Source organism: Streptomyces sp. NPDC088766, from assembly GCF_044750845.1.
Taxonomy (GTDB): Bacteria; Actinomycetota; Actinomycetes; order Streptomycetales; family Streptomycetaceae; genus Streptomyces.
Window position 1 is genome coordinate 128552 of record NZ_JBIVKQ010000006.1, and the last position, 17821, is coordinate 146372.

Below are 17821 nucleotides of genomic sequence, written 5' to 3' on the forward strand. Positions count from 1 at the left end.
CGGGTCGGCAGACCACCGGCGGTCGCGCACCTGAAGTTTCCCCGAGTTTCCCCGTGATCTCGGACACGGTGTGGCACCGCGGCACCGGCCCTGGGTGGCCGTGCCGCGCGACCGGACTGTCCGCGGCGGCCGGAGGCGACGGGCGGCCGTCCGGCTCGACCGGGGGGGCAGCGAGTGTCATGCCTGGACGGTGGGGCGGACGTTGATCTCGCCGATCTCGACGTCGCCGGGTTGCTCGATGGCGAAGGCCACCGCGCGGGCGACCGCCGCCGGCGGGATGCCCATCGCGTCCATGTACTTGCGCGTCTGCTCGCGGATGTGCGGATCCGCCATGGAGCCGGCGAGATCGGTGCGGACGTATCCCGGCGAGATGGCTGTCGTGCGCACCACCCCGTCGGTGGACTCCGCGCGCAGTCCCTCGTGGACGGTGCGCACTGCGTTCTTGGTCGCGGCGTAGACAGCCATCGAGGGGGACGCGCCGTACAGGCCGGCCACGGAGACGATGCTGACCAGGTGGCCCGACCCTTGCTCGCGGAAGACGGGCAGCGCGGCGGCGACGCCGTTGAGCATGCCGCGAAGGTTGACATCGATCATGGCCGACCAGCCTTCGGTGTCGAGGTCGGCCAGCGGGCTGATCGGGGCGATGCCGGCGTTGTTCACCAGTACATCGATACGGCCGTACCGGTCGATGGTGGTGGAGACCAGGCGCTGCAGGTCTTGGGCCTTGGTGACGTCGACGACGCACGTGGCAGCACGGCCCCCCTCCTCCCGGATGTCCTGCGCCACGGCGTCGATGCGCTCGCCGCGGCGCGCCGCGAGGACGACCGCGGCGCCGCGGCCGGCGAGCAGGCGGGCCGTGGCTTCGCCGATGCCGCCGCTCGCTCCGGTAATGGCGACGATCTTGCCGTGAAGGGAAAGCACTACTGCCTCCAAGTAAAGTGGACACGTGTCCGGTACTTGGTCCACCCTACCGGACACGTGTCCACTTGTCGGGGGCGGAACATCAGGAGAGGCCCATGAGCGCGCCAGCACGCCGTCCGGACGCGGAGCGGAACCGCACCCGCATCATCGAGGCCGCCCGCGCGGCCCTCGCCGAGTCCCACCACGTCCACCTCAACGAGATCGCCAGACGGGCCGGCGTGGGACAGGGAACGCTCTACCGGAACTTTCCCAACCGCGAAGCGCTCCTCGCCGAGGTCTACCGGCGCGACGTCGAAGAACTCGTGACCGCCGCCTCCGCTCTGCTGGCGGAACACGAGCCCGTGGAGGCCTTGCGTCACTGGCTCGACCGAGTGATCGACTACGCCGAGATCAAGTACGGCGTCCTGGCCGTGCTCGAGCCGGCCGCATGGCAAGACCTTGTCGCCCACAGCCAGAACCCCATCGAAAACGCCCTCGGCCACCTGCTGGACGCCGGGAAAGCAGCCGGTTCCATCCGCACGGACGTGGACGCCCACGGGGTCCTCCTGCTCATCGCCTACCTCGGCCGGCTGGACCGGGACGAGTGGGAATCGACGGCACGGCCTCTGATGAACGTCGTCCTCGACGGCCTTCGCCGACAGGACGCGAACCGGTGAGGCGGCAGAACACCGAGGACGTCCCGAACAGCACCCCCAAGCATCACCGGGCAGCAGCGGAGAGGCATCGGCTCCGCCACCGAGCGGTGTCCGTTCTCATCGACGCTTCACGGCCCGGTGATCGACAGGTGCTGCCCGAACTCGTCGACAGGCGGTGGCCGCTCCCCCTGCGAAGCCACCGTGGGCCGGCTCGTGCCGGAACAGCGTCCTTTACGACGGCGTGAAAGCCGTTCCACCGGGCCCAGCGGCCCGGATCGCCGGCCAGGTGCCCGATGAGCGCGTCGACGAGCGGGCCGGTGCGCACCGTCCACCGGATCCGGCCGAGCCGTGTCCGCCACCGCGCTTGTCGGAGACAGCGCCCCCGGCGGGCTTCCCGAGGCCTTGTCCGGTTTTCCCCTCAACCTCCGGTCCCAGCCGTACCGCTCTTCCCCGGGGCATGAGCCAGTTGACGGCACCGAGGACGAGGCAGTGCCCGTCAGCCGGCCCGAAGGCCGACCGCCAGCATCAGTTCGAGGACCCGGTGCGGCGATGCGAGATCCGGAAACAGCTCCCGCAGCTGCGACATCCGGTACCGGACGGTCTGGGGGTGGACGAACAACGCCGCCGCCACCTCCTCCCGCCTGCCCTGGTGCAGCAGCCACGCCCGCAACGTCTCCTCCAGCCGCCGTGCGGTCGCGACAGGCAAGGTCCGCAACGGTGCGAGGGCTCGGGCACGCAGGTCCGCGAACGCGTCCGCGTCGGCGCTCAGCACCAGCTCGGGCAGGTGGTCCTCGGTGTCGCGGACACCGGAGGAGAGGGAGCGCGCGCGTACGGCCCGTGCGTACGAGGCGGACGCACGAGTCCATGGCCGGGCCGGGCCGACCACGGCGGTGCGGTCGGTCAGCTGCCTCAGGAGATGTGATCGGTCGGCATCGGGGACGAGCAGCACACCGGTGGCGTCCGGCAGATCGTCGAGGACGAGGGTGCTCGGGTCGAGCGTGCGGTAGGCGGGCCGGGCCTGGGCGGCGGGCAGCAGGACCGCGGTCAGCGACACCGGAGGCTGCCAGCCGGCCCGTTGGGCCGAGGCCAGCAGCACGTCCTGGCTCGCGCCGGCGAGGAGGTCGCGGGCCAGGTGTTCCAGGTGGCGCTCCTGCGCCCTGCCCCGGGCGGCCAGTTCGTCGGCGTGGCCCGCCGCGCTCGCGGCGGACAGCTCGTCGATGTAGGCGAAGGTCAGCTCGGCGAACTTGGCGACCTCGGCGGCGGGCAGACCTGCGGATACGGCGCCCGCGGCCAGGCAGCGCCAGGCCACGCGGGCGCCGACGCGGTAGGCGCTGAGCAGGGCGTCCATCGAACGGCCGTCGCGCACCTCGCCGCGGCCGAGCTCGTAGGCCGCATCACTGCCGTCGCCCCCGGTGGCGTTCCCGCTCGCGAGGTCCAGGTAGTGCCCCAGGGCGGTGCGGACAGCTCGGCGGATGGTGGCGCCCATGTGGCCGGACAAGGCGTTGGCGTAGGGCGGGACCTCGTCGATGATCGCCTGGACGACCTCGTCGGCGGTGGTCCTCAGCGCGGCCCGAAGCGCGGTGACGGTCGTCTCATCCAAGGCCAGTTCGCTGGCCCTCCGCATCGCATGGCTCACTTTTTCATTCCCTGCGAACAAATCGATCGAGCAGATTCACGTCCTGCGGTCAGGACTTTACGCCGTGAGGCACAGCAAGCTGGAGGCATGACGAGTGCAGCCCTGCGCAGCAGGGCGTGGAAACTGCTGGAGATGGTCACGACGCCGCTGCTGCCGTCGGACTACCTCGACCTGGTCAGCCCGCTGCGTGCGGGCGCCGACCTGCGTGGGCGCATCGAGGCCGTGCACCCCGAGACGGGTGACGCCGCGACCCTCGTGATCAGGCCGGGACGGGGCTGGCGCGGCCACACGGCCGGTCAGTACGTGCGGATCGGGGTCGACGTCGACGGGGTGCGCCTGTGGCGTGCCTACTCCGTCACCTCGCCGACGAACCGCCGGGACGGCCGCGTCACGATCACCGTGAAAGCGATCCCGGACGGCAAGGTCAGCAACCACCTGGTCCGCAGGGCGAAACCGGGCACGCTGATCCAGCTCGACCAGGCGACCGGTGACTTCGTGCTGCCGCGGGCCAAGCCCGCCAAGGTGCTCTTCCTGACGGCCGGCAGCGGCATCACGCCCGTGATGGGCATGCTGCGCGACATCGAGTTCGACGACGTCGTCATGGTCCACTGCGCGCCACGGCCGCAAGACGTGATCTTCCGCAACGAGCTGCACGGCCTGGTCGCGGACAAGAAGCTGCGGCTCACCGAGCTGCACACCGACACGGACGGCATGCTCGACATCGCCCGTCTCGACGAACTCGTGCCCGACTGGGCCGAGCGCGAGACCTGGGCCTGCGGGCCCGCGGGCCTGCTCGACGCCGCCGAGGAGCACTGGAGCGAGCACGGCGTACCGGAGCGCCTGCACACCGAACGCTTCCGCCCCGGCATCGTCGTCGCCGGCGACGGCGGCGAGGTCACGTTCAGCACCACCGGCAAGACCGTCGACGCGGACGGCGCCACGCCGTTGCTGGACGTCGGCGAGGAGGCCGGCGTGCTCATGCCGTCCGGGTGCCGCATGGGCATCTGCTTCGGCTGCGTCACGCCCCTCAAGGCGGGCGCCGTCCGCGATCTGCGCACCGGTGAGATCACCGAGGCCGAGCCGGGCGTCCTCATCCAGACCTGCGTGTCCGCTGCGGCGGGCGCCTGCGCCATCGAACGGTAGGAGCACCTTGACCGCCATCGACCCCACCGCCCACCTGACCGCGGAGCAGATCGAGGAGCTCGGCCGCGAGCTGGACGCGATCCGCGACGAGGTGATCGCCGGCCGCGGCGAGAAGGACGCCGCCTACATCCGCAAGGTCATCTCCGCGCAACGCACGCTCGAGCTGGTCAGCAGGGGCGTGCTGCTGTTCTCGGTCTTCCCGCCCGCGTGGCTGGTCGGCACCGCCGGTCTGTCCGTGGCGAAGATCATGGACAACATGGAGATCGGCCACAACATCCTGCACGGCCAGTGGGACTGGATGCGGGACCCGAAGATCCACTCCACCACCTGGGAGTGGGATCACGTCTCGCCGGCCGACCAGTGGAAGCACTCGCACAACGAGCTGCACCACACGTACACCAACGTGATCGGCAAGGACAACGACCTCGGCTACGGCATCATGCGCGTCGACGAGGACCAGAAGTGGCACGCGTTCCACCTCGGCCAGCCGCTGTGGAACTTCATCAACGCCTGCTTCTTCGAGTACGGCATCGCCGCGTACGACCTGGAGCTCGGCAAGAACCTGCACAAGCGCCGCCGCAAGAACCCGGAGTTCCGCGCGCGGGCCAGGGCCGTGGGCCGCAAGATCCGCAAGCAGGTGCTCAAGGACTACGTGATCCACCCGCTGCTGTCGGGCCCGTCGTTCCTCCCCACGCTCGCCGCCACGTTCACCGCGAACCTGGTCCGCAACCTCTGGTCCCACTCGGTGATCATGTGCGGGCACTTCCCCGAGGGCGTGCAGGTCTTCGAGCGCCGGTCGATCAAGGGCGAGACGCGCGGCCAGTGGTACCTGCGCCAGATGATGGGCTCGGCGAACATCAGCGGCAGCAAGGCCATGCACTTCATGACCGGCAACCTGTCGCACCAGATCGAGCACCACCTGTTCCCGGACCTGCCGAGCAACCGGTACGCCGAGGTCGCGGTGAAGGTGCGCGCGCTGTTCGAGAAGTACGAGCTGGAGTACGTCACCGGGCCGCTGCCCAAGCAGGTGTTCTCCGCGTGGCACAAGGTCTTCCGGCTCTCACTGCCGAACAAGAAGCCCGGGGTCAAGACGCCGGACCGCGAGCAGGAGCTCGTCGCGGCCTGATGCCCGGTAGTGGTTCAGGTCTTTCGGCCGCAGCGGCGGCACCGCCGGTTTCGGTGAGATCCGTTGCGGACGGTGGATGTCGGTCCGGTCGAGGTGAAGGTGCCCCGCGACACCGCCGCCGCCTTCGAGCCGCAGACCGTCGACAAGCGTCGGCGCCGTCTGACCGGCGCCGACGAGATGGTGCTGTCGCTCTCGGCGAAGGGCCTCACCCATGGGGAGATCTGCGCGCACCTCGCCGAGGTCCACGGGGCGCAGGTGTCGGAGCGGACCGTCCCCACCATCACCGACAAGGTGACGGACGGCACGGCCGAACGGCAGAACCGGCCGCTCGATCGCGTCTGCCCGGTCCTGTTCGTGGACGCCGTCAACGTCAAGACCGGGGGCGGGCAGGTGGATCTTCGATCCCCGCGCCCTCGGCCACCTCGGCGAACGCACCGTCTTCAGCCGGAACCCGAGTGGTGATCACGGTGCCGGCGAGGCTGGTGCCACGGTCGCCTTCACGTGCTTCATGAGGGGCTGATCACTCCGTGCGCTGTAGTCGCTGATCGCGCACGGCACGTTCGTCTCCGGCATGCAACCGGCCGCGCAGCCCCGTGGAATGCCGTACGGAACCGCCAGGAAGCCGTCCGGAGGAACTGTCCGACACTCTTCGCCGCGCCCCGTCCGGCTGCGGGATGCCGGTAGGGGCTGGACTGCGGAGCCTTCCTCCCGCTCCGGGCTTCTTCGCCTGCGGTCACCGTGATTCCTCCGCCGCCGGTGCACGGGGGGTCCGGCCCGCATCGGGCTCGACCGCCGGGGGAAGCTCATCGCCGTGGATGATCAAAGCGGGACAGAGGGCGTGCTCGGCGCATGCGGCGCTGACCGATCCCAGCAGGAGACCCGTGAAACCGCCGTGCCCCCTGCTGCCGAGCACAAGCATCCGGGCCCCGACGCTCTCGGTGAGCAGGACGGCTGTGGCGGCGCCTGGACGAACCGTGGTCCGCAGGTCCTTGGGCGGGGCATCGCCGAACACCTCGTCGCAGCAGCCGGACAGCATGGTGCCGGCCTCGGTGGCGGGGTCCCAGTCATCCGCCACGCCGGTCCAGGAAGGGGGGGCTCTGCCACGCTGTCACCGCCTCCAGCACCCCTCCCATCGCGGAGGCCGTGTAACTGCCCCAGGCCGGGGCCCGTTTGGAGGCCGGGGAGCCGTCGACGCCCACGACGATCCGCGGGGCCGTGCCGGGTGTCGGCTGGTTCATCTGGTTTCGTCTCCCTTGTGCGCCGGAGCGCTGCCGTGCGAGGAGGAAGGGCGCCCGGGCGCAGCACCGGTGCGGCATGCGTCGGCGCACACGTCCACCGCGGGACCGCCCGGGCGGGAAGCGGGCGCTGCGGGGGTGGCCGGGATCCGCGCGGCTGGGCGTGCGAGCGTGCCGGCGAGAGCCAGTGCGGCGAGCAGCATCACTGCTGTGCCGTACTCGTAGGCGGCCCTTGCCACGCCGCCGTGTACGACGATCACTGCGGCGACGATCGTCGGCAGACCAAAACCGAGATAGGAAATCAGGTACATGACGGACAGCAATCCCGACCGCTGATGTGGTTCGGAGAGCGGCACGACCGTGCGGACGCCGCCCTGGAAACCGGCTCCGAACCCGACACCGGCGATCGCCGTGCCCATGAAGAACAGCCCGGCGGAGCCGAGCGCGACAGACACCAAGGTGACCGCTGCACCCCCGATGAGAGCCAGGGCTCCCACCTGCATGGTGGTGCCGGGAGCGGCACTCCGCAGCACGAGGACGGTCAGGGCACCGCAAGCCGTCAGTGTGAACAGGGCGAGTCCGCCCAGCAGCGCGCCTTGGCCGGGGACGACGCGACGGACCGGCGCCGGGCCCAGGGAGCCGTAGAATCCGGCCAGCGCCCAGACGGCCAGCACCACCGCAGCGGCCCTCACCAGCGGACCGTGCGCCTGCGCAGGCACGGTCCGGCTCACACGCAGTGGACGAAGGGCACCTGGGGTGCGGGCAGCGGTCTCGGCCATGACGGGGTGCGCGTTGTCAGTCCAGGAGCGTGCGGGCCGCGATGGCCGAGGCGCTGACGGCTGTGGGAAAGCCCGCGTGGAACGCGATGTGCGTGATGATCGCTGCGAGCTCATCCCGTGTCACACCGTTGTCGACGGCGCCACGCAGTGTCCGGCTGACCGAGGCCGGCCGGGTGCTGCTGCCCTTGGCCGGCCGGACTCTCGCTGACGCGGACAGGGTGATCGCCGAGTTCGCCTCCCGCACCGCTCTGGTCACCGGCACGCTCCTCCTGGGCGCCGTGGACGACGTCGAGCACACCCGTCTGCCCGCGCTCCTGGGCGCCTTCCACCGCCAGTACCGGGGCGTCGCCGTGCAGCTCGTCGAGGGGCGCAGCGCCGCGCTCATCGCGCGCGTCGGGAACGGCGAGCTGGACGCCGCCGTGGTGGCCCTGCCGGAGCATTCCCTGCCCCAGGGCATGCGTAGTGCGGTCATGCTCGAGGACGAGATCGTTGCCGTCGTCCCGGCGGACTCCCCGCTCGCAGGCCGCAAGAGCATCCCCATCGAGCTGCTGTCCGGAAAGACCCTGATCAGTTACGGCCGGAACAGCGGACTGCGGCCACGGCTGCAGTCCGCCTTCGATGCCGCCGGCATCGACTTCAGCACCCGGTACGCGATCAACGACGGGGCCCTGCACGTCGCTCTCGTGGAGGGAGGTGTCGGCGTCTCCCTGACAGTGGGTGGCGACCGGGCTCTCGTCGGGAACCCCCGAGTCAGCGCCGTCCCGGTCAGTCCCTCCCTCGCTTACCGCAAGGCACTGATCTGGCGGGGCACCCCGCAGCCCACCCGGCCGCTGCGGGCCTTCCTCGCTCTTGGCCCCGCAACGCCCTGCCCCTGATGCCCCACCGACGCAGGACGCGACACAGGCCATCACCACTCGCAGGCGCTCAAGAAAGTCCGGCATTGCATGGACTGCCTCACCTCGCGTGCCCCCTTCTGGAGCCGGGAGGCACAAAGCGCCGCGGCACTGCTGAGAACGCCTCCTGAAACTTCTACCGGTTGCGGTCTGGATCCCACTCGGCCGGCCGGGCCCACGCGTACCGCTGGTGTGCGGGCCGGCTCGCCACGACGGGCGAGTGCCGTTTGGCGATCCGGCTGTCGTCGGCCTTCGGCATCCTGCCGGGCCACGCGGTGACACCGCGCGCCGACCGGCCGCGCCCGCATGCCGGCTCGGACGCCCTCCTGGCGGCCCGCGCCGAGCAGCTGGGTGTGCCCGCAGGCGACTGACCGCGTGCCGGTGCTTTGCCCGGGCAGGGGCGGCCCTCGGCATCCACCGAGCGGGGCGGCCCTGCCTTCGGCTCGTGCACCCCGTGAACGCGCAGGCCGACGGAGGCACCACGGATTGCCGGGCTGGGCCCGCGAGTGCAGCGGGATCGTCGCGGGCCGCGAGCGGGGGCTCCGCGTGCTCGGCACCCGCTCACGCCGGTGTCAGGCCGTCCGCGGGCGGCGAGGCCACCTGGATGCCGTCTGCCCGGGGCCCGTCTGCCCGGGGCGGGGGGAGCCGGCCGGTGTCCGGATGCGTCCACGTCGCCGGCACCGATGAGTTTCCCGCGCCGCGCCGGTCTGCACGCGTGAGACCGACTCACAGAAGGCTGGCGCCATGCGGAAATTGATCTACGGCATGAACCTGACCCTGGACGGCTACATCGCCGCGCCCGGCGACGACATCGGCTGGAGCGTGCCGAGCGAGGAGCTGTTCCGGTTCTGGTCCGACCGGTTGCAGGCGACCGACCTGTCGCTGTACGGGCGCAAGCTGTGGCAGACGATGAGCTCCCACTGGCCGACCGGCGACCAGCAGCCCGACGCCACCCCGGCGGAGATCGAGTTCGCGCGCCGCTGGCGGGACATGTCGAAGGTGGTGTTCTCCTCGACGGTCGACAAGGTCGACTGGAACACCCGCCTGGTCACCGGCGACGCGGTCGCCGAGATCACCCGGCTCAAGGCCGAGGACGGCGGCCCGATGGACATCGGCGGCGCGACGCTCGCCGGGGCGGCCATGCGGGCCGGGCTGATCGACGAGTACGTGCTGGCCACCGCGCCGGTCCTGGCGGGCGGCGGCACGCCGTTCTTCACCGCGCTGGACAGCTGGGTGAACCTGGACCTGGTGGAGACGCGGACGTTTCCCTGCGGCGTGATGCTGACCAGGTACGAGACGAGGCGCTGAGCGGCCGTCCGGGAGTCACGGGCCGTGTGCGTCGACGAAGCGGGAGTGGCGGCCCCGGGCGACGCTCCTGCTGGACCTCGTCATGGACGCGCTCCGCGTCGGAGCGCCCGGGCGCTGACGTGCCGGGGCCGCCAGGGGCGCCGGCCTGCCGCGGCGAGGGCGCCGGGGCCGCTCCGACGGCGTACGGCCTGCCGAACCGGGACGCCCGCTCGACGCGGGCACGGTCCTCGCCCTGATCGGCAGCACGTACGCGCTCGCGGACGCCCGAGCAGCACACGAACGCGCCGCCCGAGGACACGTCCAGGGCAAGACCGTGCTCACGGTCGCCCGGTGACGGGCCGTGCCGGGGAGCAGGCAGCCCGGCGGCGGCGCCCGGGGAAGCCGACGGGCGAAGCGGCGGGTCTCTTCGGCCACGGCGGGCGCCCGCGTCGGCCGGCGGGCTGACCCGGGCCGGCGGGCTGACCCGGGCCGGACGGGGCATCCGCAACTGCACCAGGAACAGCCCACCCACCGGGAGCCACCCGTGACCCGACACCTCGCCCTCGCCCGCGCCTGCCGCACCCTTGCCCTCACCGAACTGGCTGCCGCGGCCTGGCTCCTCGTCGACCACGAGTGGCTGCTCGGCATCCTCGTCGCCTGGGCCGCGCCCAGCCTGCTCGCCGCCGACGCCGTATGCCGGTGCGCACACCACCGCGCGCGGGCCGAGGCGCAGCGCGCGGCACGGCGGGAGGCCGGCGAGCAGGTCCGGCCGCTCACGCCGTGCTGCCCGTTGTGGAAGCACTCCGACGGCCAGGTCCACGGACCGGACTGCACCCGCCCGCCCCTGCCCCGCCGCGACACCTACCGCCTCGACGACGCCGGCCGAGCCGCGTTCGACGAGATCGTCCGCCACTACAACGACCGGAGTGCGGCCTGAGCGGCCCGTCGTCCGCGCCGGGCCGGAGGTGCGGAGGCGGCCCGGTCGTCGCGGGACACGACGTCGCGGCCGCCGTGCCCCGCGCCGGATCGCGGCCTGCTGCACGCGGTAGCGCCACTCCCCCGGGATCACGCGCGTCGTGACCCACGGCGCGTCACGACGCCGTCCGGACGCCCGCGGACGGGCGGGACGAGAGCGGACGGCGCCGACGGTGCGCGACGAGGGGGTTCTGCGCCAGGTGCCCGCGGTCCGGATCCGGACGGGCGCAGGGCGGTGACGTGCACGGTCCCAGGTGAGGCCCTGGATCGCATTGGCGATACTTCCTGGCGTGACACACGAAGACACCCAGGCGGTCAGACCGCCTGAGCCTGCGGCCAGACGCCAGATCCAGTCCTGGCAGGAGGCCGAGCACAATGCCGCGGCCTGGATGCGTCACTGGGGCTACCAGGACGCCCGGGCCCGGCCCGGCGGGAGCGACGGCGGGGTCGACGTACGCTCGCGGCGGGCGCTGGGACAGGTCAAGTACCAGGCGGCCGCCGTGGGCAGGCCCGAACTGCAGCGCCTGTTCGGGGCCCGCGGCCGGGCCCTGGACAAGGACCTGCTCTTCTTCACCGGCAGCAGCTACGCCGCCACCGCGGTCGAGTACGCCGCCGAGAACGGCATCGCTCTGTTCGTCTACGGCCTGGACGGGTCGATGACCGCGGTCAACGCCCCGGCCCGCCGTATCGCCACGGCACCGGCTTCGACGCCTTCCGTGTCTCTGGCCAAATCAGCACCGGCGACGTCGGCACCGGCGCTCACCCCCGCGCCGGCTCCCGGACCTCCCCGGGGGGTGCGGCCGGGAACGGGCCGGATCGTGCTGGGTCTCGTCCTGATGGCCGTTGCGCTGTTCATTCCCGGGGCCGAGAGCTTCGAGCCCCGTCCGAGCCGGGCCCTGGTGACGCTGCTGATGGCCGTCGTACCCACCGTCCTGATCGTTTCGGGCCTCCGGGAGAAGTCCCGCCGCCGCTACTGGCCGACGGGCCTGGGCCTGCTCCTTGTGGACCTGCCGGCCGCCTGGCTCACCAACGCGCGGTTGTGGCGCGGAGACACCGCGGACGTCCTGGTGCCCGCAACGTTCACCGTGCTGTCCCTGACGGCCGCTGTCCTCCTGCTGCGCTGGAACACCCGCGACACGGCTCGCCCTTCGGACACGGCGGCGTCCCAGACGTATTGACCCGCAGCGTTGTTGACACGGCTGATCGGCGGGTTTCCGTCGAGTGCGGTGTGGCAGCGGTGGTGGTTGCAGGTGTGGAGGAAGTCTGCCAGGGCGGCCGCATCACCGACGTCCACGCACCGATCGCGGCCTGTCCGGCGTCCGGCCGGCCGTCTCCGACGCCCACGCCGCCCTCGTCGTTCGCCGAAGCCGACGCTCCGGCGAACCTGTGCGGTCACAGCACCAGCCAGGGACAACTTGTCCGCGGTTAGAACTCCCCTTCATCCGGTTCCCGGTTCGCGTCAGGATTGCCCTGTCGAACAGAGGAGGTCGGACGATGGACCGGGCGTTGCTGGCTGATTTTCTCCGAGCGCGTCGTGAGACGTTGCAGCCGGAGGATGTCGGGCTTCCCCGCGGGCAGCGGCGCCGCACCGGCGGGCTGCGGCGCGAGGAGGTGGCGGCACTGGCCGGGATGTCGGCCGACTACTACAGCCGGATCGAGCAGCAGCGAGGTCCGGCACCGTCGGAGCGGATGCTCGTCGCGCTCGCCCGGGCGCTGCGTCTCAACCAGGGCGAGCGTGACCACCTCTTCGTCCTGGGCGGGATCCCGGCGCCGCGGCGGATCCTGCGGGACGATCACATCGGTCCCACGATGATGCGGATCGTCGCCGGCCTCTCGGACGTGCCCGCGATCGTGCTGTCACGGCTCGGCGAGGCGTTGCTGCAGACGCGCCCGGCGGTCGCCCTGCTCGGTGACTACACCCAGTACTCGGGCATGTCCCGTTACCTGGTCTACCGCTGGTTCACCGGTGATCCGCGGATCCGTGGCCTGTACCCCGTCGAGGATCATCCGATACGGGGCAGGGTCTTTGCCGCGGAGATCCGGGACGCGTACACGGCGAATCCCACGGGGAGGGCCGGCGAGATCGTCGCGGCGCTCCTGGAGGCCAGTTCCGAGTTCGCGAACATCTGGCGGTTGCACGAGGTGGGGGTGACGCATCATCACGACCTCAAGCGCTACCTGCACCCCGAGTTGGGGGAGCTGGAGCTGTACGCCGAGATGCTGCTGGATCCGGAGCAGTGCCAGACGCTGCTGGTGTTCACCGCCGTGCCCGGCTCCCCGAGCCACGGCAAGCTTCAGCTCCTGACCGCCGTCTAGCGGCCGTCTCGTCCCTCACACGTCCGAAGGCACGGTCTCGAAGCCGGGGCGTGCCCGGATCCCACGATGATTCAAATTCGAAGCATATTCTCTGCCGCGAAAGGTGGCATTTGTCATGAAAGCAGTGCGTTTCCATGAGTACGGCGCTCCGGACGTCTTGCGTTACGAGGACGTGGAACAGCCGGTCCCCGCGGCCGGGGAGGTCCGGATCCGGGTGGCCGCGACGTCGTTCAACCCGGTCGACGGCAACATTCGCGCGGGCTTCATGCAGGGCCCCATCCCGGTGACCCTGCCGCACACCCCCGGCATCGACGTCGCGGGCACGGTCGACGCGCTGGGCGAGGGCGCGGACACGGTCAGGGCGGGTGACCAGGTTGTCGGCTTCCTGCCGATGACCGGCGCCGGCGCGGCGGCGGAGTACGTGCTCGCACCGGCCGGCCTGCTGACGGCGGCGCCCGCGAGCGTCCCGCTGGCCGATGCGGGCGCGCTGCCGCTGGTCGGGCTCACCGCCTGGCAGGCCCTCTTCGACCACGCCGAGCTGACTGCCGGCCAGCGGGTGCTGATCAACGGTGCGGGCGGCGCGGTCGGCGGCTACGCCGTCCAGCTGGCCAAGCACGCCGGCGCGCACGTGATCGCCACGGCCGGGCCGCGCAGCAGCGAACGCGTCCGGACTGCGGGTGCCGATGAGGTGTTCGGCCACGGGGTCCCCGAGCTGTCCGCGCTGGTCGACGTCGTGCTCAACCTCGCGCCGGTCGATCCGATGCAACTGACCGCGCTGACCTCCGTGGTCCGCGACGGCGGCATCGTGGTGAACACCACGGTGTGGATGCCCGCGCCTTCCGACGAGGAGCGCGGCGTGCGCGGCGTCAACCTCTTCGTCAACAGCGACGCCGCGCAGCTGGCGAGGCTGGTGACGCTGGTCGACTCCGGAGCGCTGCACATCGACATCGCTCGACGGGTGCCGCTGGCCGAGCTGCCGGCGCTGCACGCGCAGGCCGCAGAAGGCGCGCTCTCCGGCAAGGTCCTCGTCCTTCCCTCCGCCGCCCCTCTCACCTAGGCGGCCTTCTCCGGCACAGCGATCGCGTCGCGTCTGCCTGCAAGCGGTCGGGCCATCGCAAAAAGCCGCGCGCTGCCAGACCTGGCAGCGCGCAGCCCCAGCACATTCATGCCGGCCACAGCCGGATCCCGGCCTGAGGCTCCACCGCTCCTACGCATCACACCAGCTCAGACCCATGAGCCAGTCAGACCTATGAGCCAGAAAGACAGGACAGCCATGTCACTCGGTTTCGACCCCGAGTTCGCCCAGGTTTTCGCCCCCATGGCCGAGGCCATGGCGCACACCACACCCCCGGCGGTCGGCGACGTGCCCGCCCGCCGCGCCATGTGGGAGCCGATCATCGGTGCCGCCTCGGCGGCCCAGCCGATCCCGGCCGACGTCACGACCGCCGAGCACCACGCAACCGCCGACGACGGCACACGGATCAGCATGCGCTGGTACGCCAAGACCGGCGCCGCAGCGGGGCCGGCAGTGCTGTTCTTCCACGGCGGCGGCTACATCTTCGGCCACATCGACCTCTTCGACGGACCGGTCTCACGTTACGTCTCCGCCAGCGGGGTGCCGATGCTGTCGGTGGAATACCGCCGGGCCCCCGAGCATCCGTTCCCGACGCCGGTCGAGGACGCCTACGCCGCCCTGCGCTGGCTGCACGAACACGCCGACGAACTGGGCGTCGACCGGGGCCGGATCGCCGTGATGGGCGACAGCGCCGGGGGCGGACTGGCCGCGGCCCTGTCGATCCTCACCCGGGAGCGCGGCGGTCCGGCGATCGCCCGGCAGATCCTGCTCATGCCGATGCTCGACGACCGCACCCCCACGCCCGACCCGCACATCGAGCCGTACCTGCTGTGGTCCTACGACGACAGCCGCACCGCGTGGCCGGCGCTGCTCGGCGACGCGGCGGGCAGGCCGGACGTGCCCGCCACGGCGGCTCCCGCCCGGCTCGAGGACGCGACCGGACTGCCCCCGGCATACATCGAGGTCGGCCAGCTCGATGCCTTCCGCGACGAGGACCTCGCCTACGCGGCCAAGCTCAGCCGGGCCGGTGTCCCTGTGGAGTTCCACCTGCACCCCGGTGTCCCGCACGAATTCGACTCCATCGCCTTCACCACCGATGTCGCCCGCCGTGCCGTCGCCGACCGCGTCCGCGTCCTCGCCTCCCTCTGACCCTCACCGCTCACCCGACAGCTCCGAACAGCAGAAAGCGACGTCCCGTGACTCTTTGGACCCCCTTCACCGTGGGCGCCATGGAACTGCCGCACCGGCTGGCCATGGCACCCATGACCCGCGACCGCTCCCTGGCGGACGGCACACCCAGCGAGCTCAACGCCGAGTACTACCGGCAGCGGGCCTCGATGGCCCTGATCATCACCGAAGGCACCCAGCCCTGCGACGACGGCCAGGGCTATCTGCTGACCCCGGGCATCTACACCGACGCCCACATCGCCGGCTGGCGCAAGGTCACCGACGCCGTGCACGCCGAGGGCGGCCGCATCGTGGTCCAGCTCATGCACACCGGCCGTGTCTCCCACCCGGAGAACACCCCGCACCACCGCACACCGGTCGCCCCTTCGGCCATACAGCCCAAGGGTGTCATGTTCACCACCAGCGGCCCCCAGGAGATGCCCGTCCCGCGGGCCCTCAGCGCCGACGAGATCACCGGTGTCGTCGACGAGTTCCGCCACGCGGCGGCGGCGGCCGTCGCCGCCGGGTTCGACGGCGTCGAGATCCACGGCGCCAACGGCTACCTCCTCCACCAGTTCCTCTCAGCCAATGCCAACAACCGCACCGACCGGTACGGCGGCTCCGTCACCAACCGCATCCGCTTCACCGCCGAGGTGACAGCCGCGGTCGCCGCCGAGATCGGCGCCGACCGCACCGGCCTGCGCATCTCCCCCGGCAACCCCTACAACGACATCACCGAGCACGACACCCACGACGTCTACCCGGCACTGCTCGACACCGTCGACCCGCTCGGCCTGGCCTACCTGCACGTCGTCCAAGGGCCTGACGAAGAACTCCTGCAGCGGATGCGCCGGCAGTGGTCCACCGCACTGATCGTCAACCGCGCCGGCACCCCGCTCGACATCCGCTTCGCCGATCTCGACTCCGCTCTGGCCGACGTCGTCACGGTCGGCGCCACAGCACTGGCCAACCCCGACCTGCCCCACCGCATCCGCACGGGTGCGCCCCTCAACGAGCCCGACCCGGCCACCTTCTACGGCGGCGACCACCGCGGCTACACCGACTACCCGGCCCTCACCACCACCGCTGCGAGCTGAACCATGACCACTGTCCTCATCAAGCCCGACGACAAGACCGTCAGCGTCACCGTCCAGCAGCGAACCCTCAGGGCACCTCAGGACGCCTTCCGCGTCCTGGCCCCCATCGACCTTCCCACCGTCTTCCGCCCGGTCTTCCCGTTCCCCGGGATCAGCGGTGTGAAGAACCAGACCGAGACCTGGGACCACGCGGGCCCCCGGAGGAACCCGCAGTTCGACGACGGCTCCCAGGCCGACGAAGAACTCACCGAATACACGCCCGGATCCAGCTTCGCCTACCAGCTGACCAACTTCACCAACGTCCTCTCCCGCCTCACGGCCGGAGTACGGGGCGAGTTCAACGTCAGCCCCGACGGCGAGGGCGCACTCATCCGCTGGACCTACGAGTTCAAACCACTGCCCGGCCGACGCGGGATCCTCGCCGGCCCCTTCGCCCCGCTCTGGCGCCGCTACATGGCCGCCGCCCTCGACCGGTGCGTCCACGTCATCGAAACGGAGAAGAACAGCGAGCCGGTGCCACCCCGGGTCAGCTGACGGCCCGGAGCAGCACGACACCGCTGATGCTCCTGCCGACCGTCGGGCCTCGCGGCTCGGGCGAGCCGTATTGCGACCGGGTGCGGTACTTGGCGGAGTCGTTCCTTCTCGGGGCCTTGCAGCGGGGCCGTTCGGTCGAGCAGTCCCTCGGGCCGTGCGGCTCAGCCGAGCGCCCTGGTGGGCGCTGTGCCGGGGTTCGCGCGCGGCCTCGCCGCCGCCCTCTGCTGCTACGGGCGACTCCTCCGCCTCACCCCACGGGACACGGTCTCAGGGGCGCGACTCCAGCACCTCCAGGGCGCCGCTCTCGGTGTCGTAGCTGCGCAGGGTGGTGAGCCGGGCCGACAGCGGCGGCGCGGGCAGCAGTCCGGGGACCCGCCGGCCGGCGAAGGCACCAGGGCGTCGGGTCCGGCCGAGCGTGACGTGCGGGCTCCAGCGCCCGGGTTCGTGGAAGGGGTTGAGGGTCTCGGGCGCACTGTCCGAGGCCACCGCCTCCCACACCCGGCGGTGCAGACCGGCCAGCGCCACGTCGCAGTCCAGCGCCCAGGCCAGTACCGAGGTGGGCCGCTCGAAGCGGACCACGCCGGTGAAACGCACCGGCAGCGGCAGGGCGGCGGCCACCTCGGCAAGTTCCCAGCGGATCGGGGCGGTCAGCTCCGGGCAGGCGGCCAGGGTCAGGTGCGGGCTGTTCGTCGGTGAGCGGTGGCGCGCCTGACTGGGCAGCCCCGCATCCGCCAGCCGTCTCCAGGCCTCCCGGACCGCCAGCTCCGCCGCCTCGTCCAACACAAGCTCGACCGTGCGCACCCCCGCAGCCTACCGGCGAGCGCGTGCGGTACCGCCGCCCGCCCGACCCGGCCTTCAGGCAGTGCGCGACGCCTGCGGTGTGGCCGGCGATCACGACGGCGTCAGCCTGCGGCTGGGCGTGCAGAAGCTGTTCGAGGAGGTGGTGTCGGGTGACGAGGAGCGCTTCGACGGCACGGAACGGGCGTGGCCGGCTTTGTTCAC

General features: G+C 71.6%; 20 protein-coding genes and 3 pseudogenes. 15 read left to right on the top strand and 8 right to left on the bottom strand.

The features are described from left to right. Positions 1-177 precede the first annotated feature (177 nt). A complete protein-coding gene (locus tag ACIP5W_RS11095) occupies positions 178-921 on the bottom strand; it encodes an SDR family oxidoreductase (protein ID WP_401470071.1) in 744 nt (247 codons plus the stop codon). A gap of 95 nt (positions 922-1016) precedes the next feature. Here ACIP5W_RS11095 and ACIP5W_RS11100 point away from each other — a divergent pair, with 95 nt between their 5' ends. Then, positions 1017-1577 (top strand): TetR/AcrR family transcriptional regulator, encoded by a 561-nt coding sequence (locus tag ACIP5W_RS11100; protein WP_401470074.1) that lies wholly within the window; start codon positions 1017-1019, stop codon positions 1575-1577. Between the two features lie 475 nt (positions 1578-2052). Here the strand turns inward: ACIP5W_RS11100 and ACIP5W_RS11105 are convergent, their stop codons facing one another. Next, on the bottom strand, positions 2053-3192 hold the full coding sequence (locus ACIP5W_RS11105) for a PucR family transcriptional regulator (RefSeq protein WP_401470077.1): 1140 nt from the start codon (positions 3190-3192) through the stop codon (positions 2053-2055). 87 nt (positions 3193-3279) lie between these two features. Between ACIP5W_RS11105 and ACIP5W_RS11110 the strand changes: the two genes are divergently transcribed. The 3 genes and pseudogenes from ACIP5W_RS11110 to ACIP5W_RS11120 all read left to right on the top strand — a co-directional run. Next, complete coding sequence (locus tag ACIP5W_RS11110) at positions 3280-4335, top strand: ferredoxin reductase (protein ID WP_401470080.1); 1056 nt, start codon at positions 3280-3282, stop codon at positions 4333-4335. Between the two features lie 7 nt (positions 4336-4342). Continuing rightward, on the top strand, positions 4343-5461 hold the full coding sequence (locus ACIP5W_RS11115; protein WP_401470083.1) for a fatty acid desaturase family protein: 1119 nt from the start codon (positions 4343-4345) through the stop codon (positions 5459-5461). Positions 5462-5530: 69 nt separating this feature from the next. Next, positions 5531-5854: pseudogene (locus ACIP5W_RS11120) on the top strand (transposase); the annotation flags it as partial. Positions 5855-6194: 340 nt separating this feature from the next. Here the strand turns inward: ACIP5W_RS11120 and ACIP5W_RS11125 are convergent. From ACIP5W_RS11125 to ACIP5W_RS11140, 4 genes are all read right to left on the bottom strand, one after another. Further along, positions 6195-6536 (bottom strand): universal stress protein, encoded by a 342-nt coding sequence (locus ACIP5W_RS11125; RefSeq protein ID WP_401470086.1) that lies wholly within the window; start codon positions 6534-6536, stop codon positions 6195-6197. Then, a complete protein-coding gene (locus ACIP5W_RS11130; protein ID WP_401470089.1) occupies positions 6526-6699 on the bottom strand; it encodes a universal stress protein in 174 nt (57 codons plus the stop codon). The genes ACIP5W_RS11125 and ACIP5W_RS11130 overlap by 11 nt, the downstream gene beginning before the upstream one ends. Next, entirely contained in the window at positions 6696-7388 is a 693-nt protein-coding gene (locus ACIP5W_RS11135; RefSeq protein WP_401470092.1) for a hypothetical protein, read from the bottom strand. The genes ACIP5W_RS11130 and ACIP5W_RS11135 overlap by 4 nt, the downstream gene beginning before the upstream one ends. A 103-nt stretch (positions 7389-7491) precedes the next feature. Further along, the gene (locus tag ACIP5W_RS11140) at positions 7492-7599 is read right to left on the bottom strand and encodes a hypothetical protein (protein ID WP_401470095.1); all 108 of its coding nucleotides are present in this window, start codon (positions 7597-7599) and stop codon (positions 7492-7494) included. Between the two features lie 4 nt (positions 7600-7603). Here ACIP5W_RS11140 and ACIP5W_RS11145 point away from each other — a divergent pair, with 4 nt between their 5' ends. From ACIP5W_RS11145 to ACIP5W_RS11170, 6 genes and pseudogenes are all read left to right on the top strand, one after another. Then, the gene (locus ACIP5W_RS11145) at positions 7604-8350 is read left to right on the top strand and encodes a LysR family transcriptional regulator substrate-binding protein (RefSeq protein WP_401470098.1); all 747 of its coding nucleotides are present in this window, start codon (positions 7604-7606) and stop codon (positions 8348-8350) included. A 161-nt stretch (positions 8351-8511) separates the two neighbouring features. Further along, entirely contained in the window at positions 8512-8739 is a 228-nt protein-coding gene (locus ACIP5W_RS11150; RefSeq protein ID WP_401470101.1) for a hypothetical protein, read from the top strand. Between the two features lie 373 nt (positions 8740-9112). Further along, positions 9113-9676 carry a dihydrofolate reductase family protein gene (locus ACIP5W_RS11155; protein WP_401470104.1) on the top strand — a complete coding sequence of 188 codons (564 nt, stop codon included), beginning with the start codon at positions 9113-9115 and terminating at the stop codon, positions 9674-9676. A 163-nt stretch (positions 9677-9839) separates the two neighbouring features. Then, positions 9840-10010 (top strand): annotated as a pseudogene (locus ACIP5W_RS11160) (zinc-binding dehydrogenase); the annotation flags it as partial. Between the two features lie 189 nt (positions 10011-10199). Next, positions 10200-10592: a hypothetical protein gene (locus tag ACIP5W_RS11165; protein WP_401470107.1), complete on the top strand. Its 393-nt coding sequence runs from the start codon at positions 10200-10202 to the stop codon at positions 10590-10592. A gap of 328 nt (positions 10593-10920) precedes the next feature. Continuing rightward, positions 10921-11808: a restriction endonuclease gene (locus ACIP5W_RS11170; RefSeq protein ID WP_401470110.1), complete on the top strand. Its 888-nt coding sequence runs from the start codon at positions 10921-10923 to the stop codon at positions 11806-11808. Here ACIP5W_RS11170 and ACIP5W_RS11175 read toward each other — a convergent pair. Then, a pseudogene (locus ACIP5W_RS11175) lies at positions 11799-11903 on the bottom strand (IS481 family transposase); the annotation flags it as partial. The gene ACIP5W_RS11170 and the pseudogene ACIP5W_RS11175 sit on opposite strands and share 10 nt — an antisense overlap. Before the next feature lie 221 nt (positions 11904-12124). Here ACIP5W_RS11175 and ACIP5W_RS11180 point away from each other — a divergent pair. From ACIP5W_RS11180 to ACIP5W_RS11200, 5 genes are all read left to right on the top strand, one after another. After that, the gene (locus tag ACIP5W_RS11180) at positions 12125-12946 is read left to right on the top strand and encodes a helix-turn-helix transcriptional regulator (protein ID WP_401470113.1); all 822 of its coding nucleotides are present in this window, start codon (positions 12125-12127) and stop codon (positions 12944-12946) included. A gap of 115 nt (positions 12947-13061) precedes the next feature. Beyond that, positions 13062-14003 carry an NADP-dependent oxidoreductase gene (locus tag ACIP5W_RS11185; protein WP_401470116.1) on the top strand — a complete coding sequence of 314 codons (942 nt, stop codon included), beginning with the start codon at positions 13062-13064 and terminating at the stop codon, positions 14001-14003. A 192-nt stretch (positions 14004-14195) separates the two neighbouring features. Next, positions 14196-15170 carry an alpha/beta hydrolase gene (locus ACIP5W_RS11190; protein ID WP_401470119.1) on the top strand — a complete coding sequence of 325 codons (975 nt, stop codon included), beginning with the start codon at positions 14196-14198 and terminating at the stop codon, positions 15168-15170. Between the two features lie 47 nt (positions 15171-15217). Continuing rightward, positions 15218-16285 (top strand): alkene reductase, encoded by a 1068-nt coding sequence (locus ACIP5W_RS11195; protein ID WP_401470122.1) that lies wholly within the window; start codon positions 15218-15220, stop codon positions 16283-16285. Positions 16286-16288: 3 nt separating this feature from the next. Beyond that, positions 16289-16819 carry an SRPBCC family protein gene (locus tag ACIP5W_RS11200; protein ID WP_401470125.1) on the top strand — a complete coding sequence of 177 codons (531 nt, stop codon included), beginning with the start codon at positions 16289-16291 and terminating at the stop codon, positions 16817-16819. Positions 16820-17086: 267 nt separating this feature from the next. On the opposite strand, the gene ACIP5W_RS11205 is transcribed toward ACIP5W_RS11200, so the two are convergent. Then, on the bottom strand, positions 17087-17620 hold the full coding sequence (locus ACIP5W_RS11205; protein ID WP_401470128.1) for a 2'-5' RNA ligase family protein: 534 nt from the start codon (positions 17618-17620) through the stop codon (positions 17087-17089). Between the last annotated feature and the right edge of the window lie 201 nt (positions 17621-17821).

Excerpts from the sequence above, each read along its gene's own strand:
- ACIP5W_RS11100 (WP_401470074.1), top strand. The coding sequence starts at position 1,017 with ATGAGCGCGCCAGCACGCCGTCCGGACGCGGAGCGGAACCGCACCCGC.
- ACIP5W_RS11110 (WP_401470080.1), top strand. The coding sequence starts at position 3,280 with ATGACGAGTGCAGCCCTGCGCAGCAGGGCGTGGAAACTGCTGGAGATG.
- ACIP5W_RS11130 (WP_401470089.1), bottom strand. The coding sequence starts at position 6,699 with ATGAACCAGCCGACACCCGGCACGGCCCCGCGGATCGTCGTGGGCGTC.
- ACIP5W_RS11155 (WP_401470104.1), top strand. The coding sequence starts at position 9,113 with ATGCGGAAATTGATCTACGGCATGAACCTGACCCTGGACGGCTACATC.
- ACIP5W_RS11180 (WP_401470113.1), top strand. The coding sequence starts at position 12,125 with ATGGACCGGGCGTTGCTGGCTGATTTTCTCCGAGCGCGTCGTGAGACG.
- ACIP5W_RS11185 (WP_401470116.1), top strand. The coding sequence starts at position 13,062 with ATGAAAGCAGTGCGTTTCCATGAGTACGGCGCTCCGGACGTCTTGCGT.
- ACIP5W_RS11190 (WP_401470119.1), top strand. The coding sequence starts at position 14,196 with ATGAGCCAGAAAGACAGGACAGCCATGTCACTCGGTTTCGACCCCGAG.
- ACIP5W_RS11200 (WP_401470125.1), top strand. The coding sequence starts at position 16,289 with ATGACCACTGTCCTCATCAAGCCCGACGACAAGACCGTCAGCGTCACC.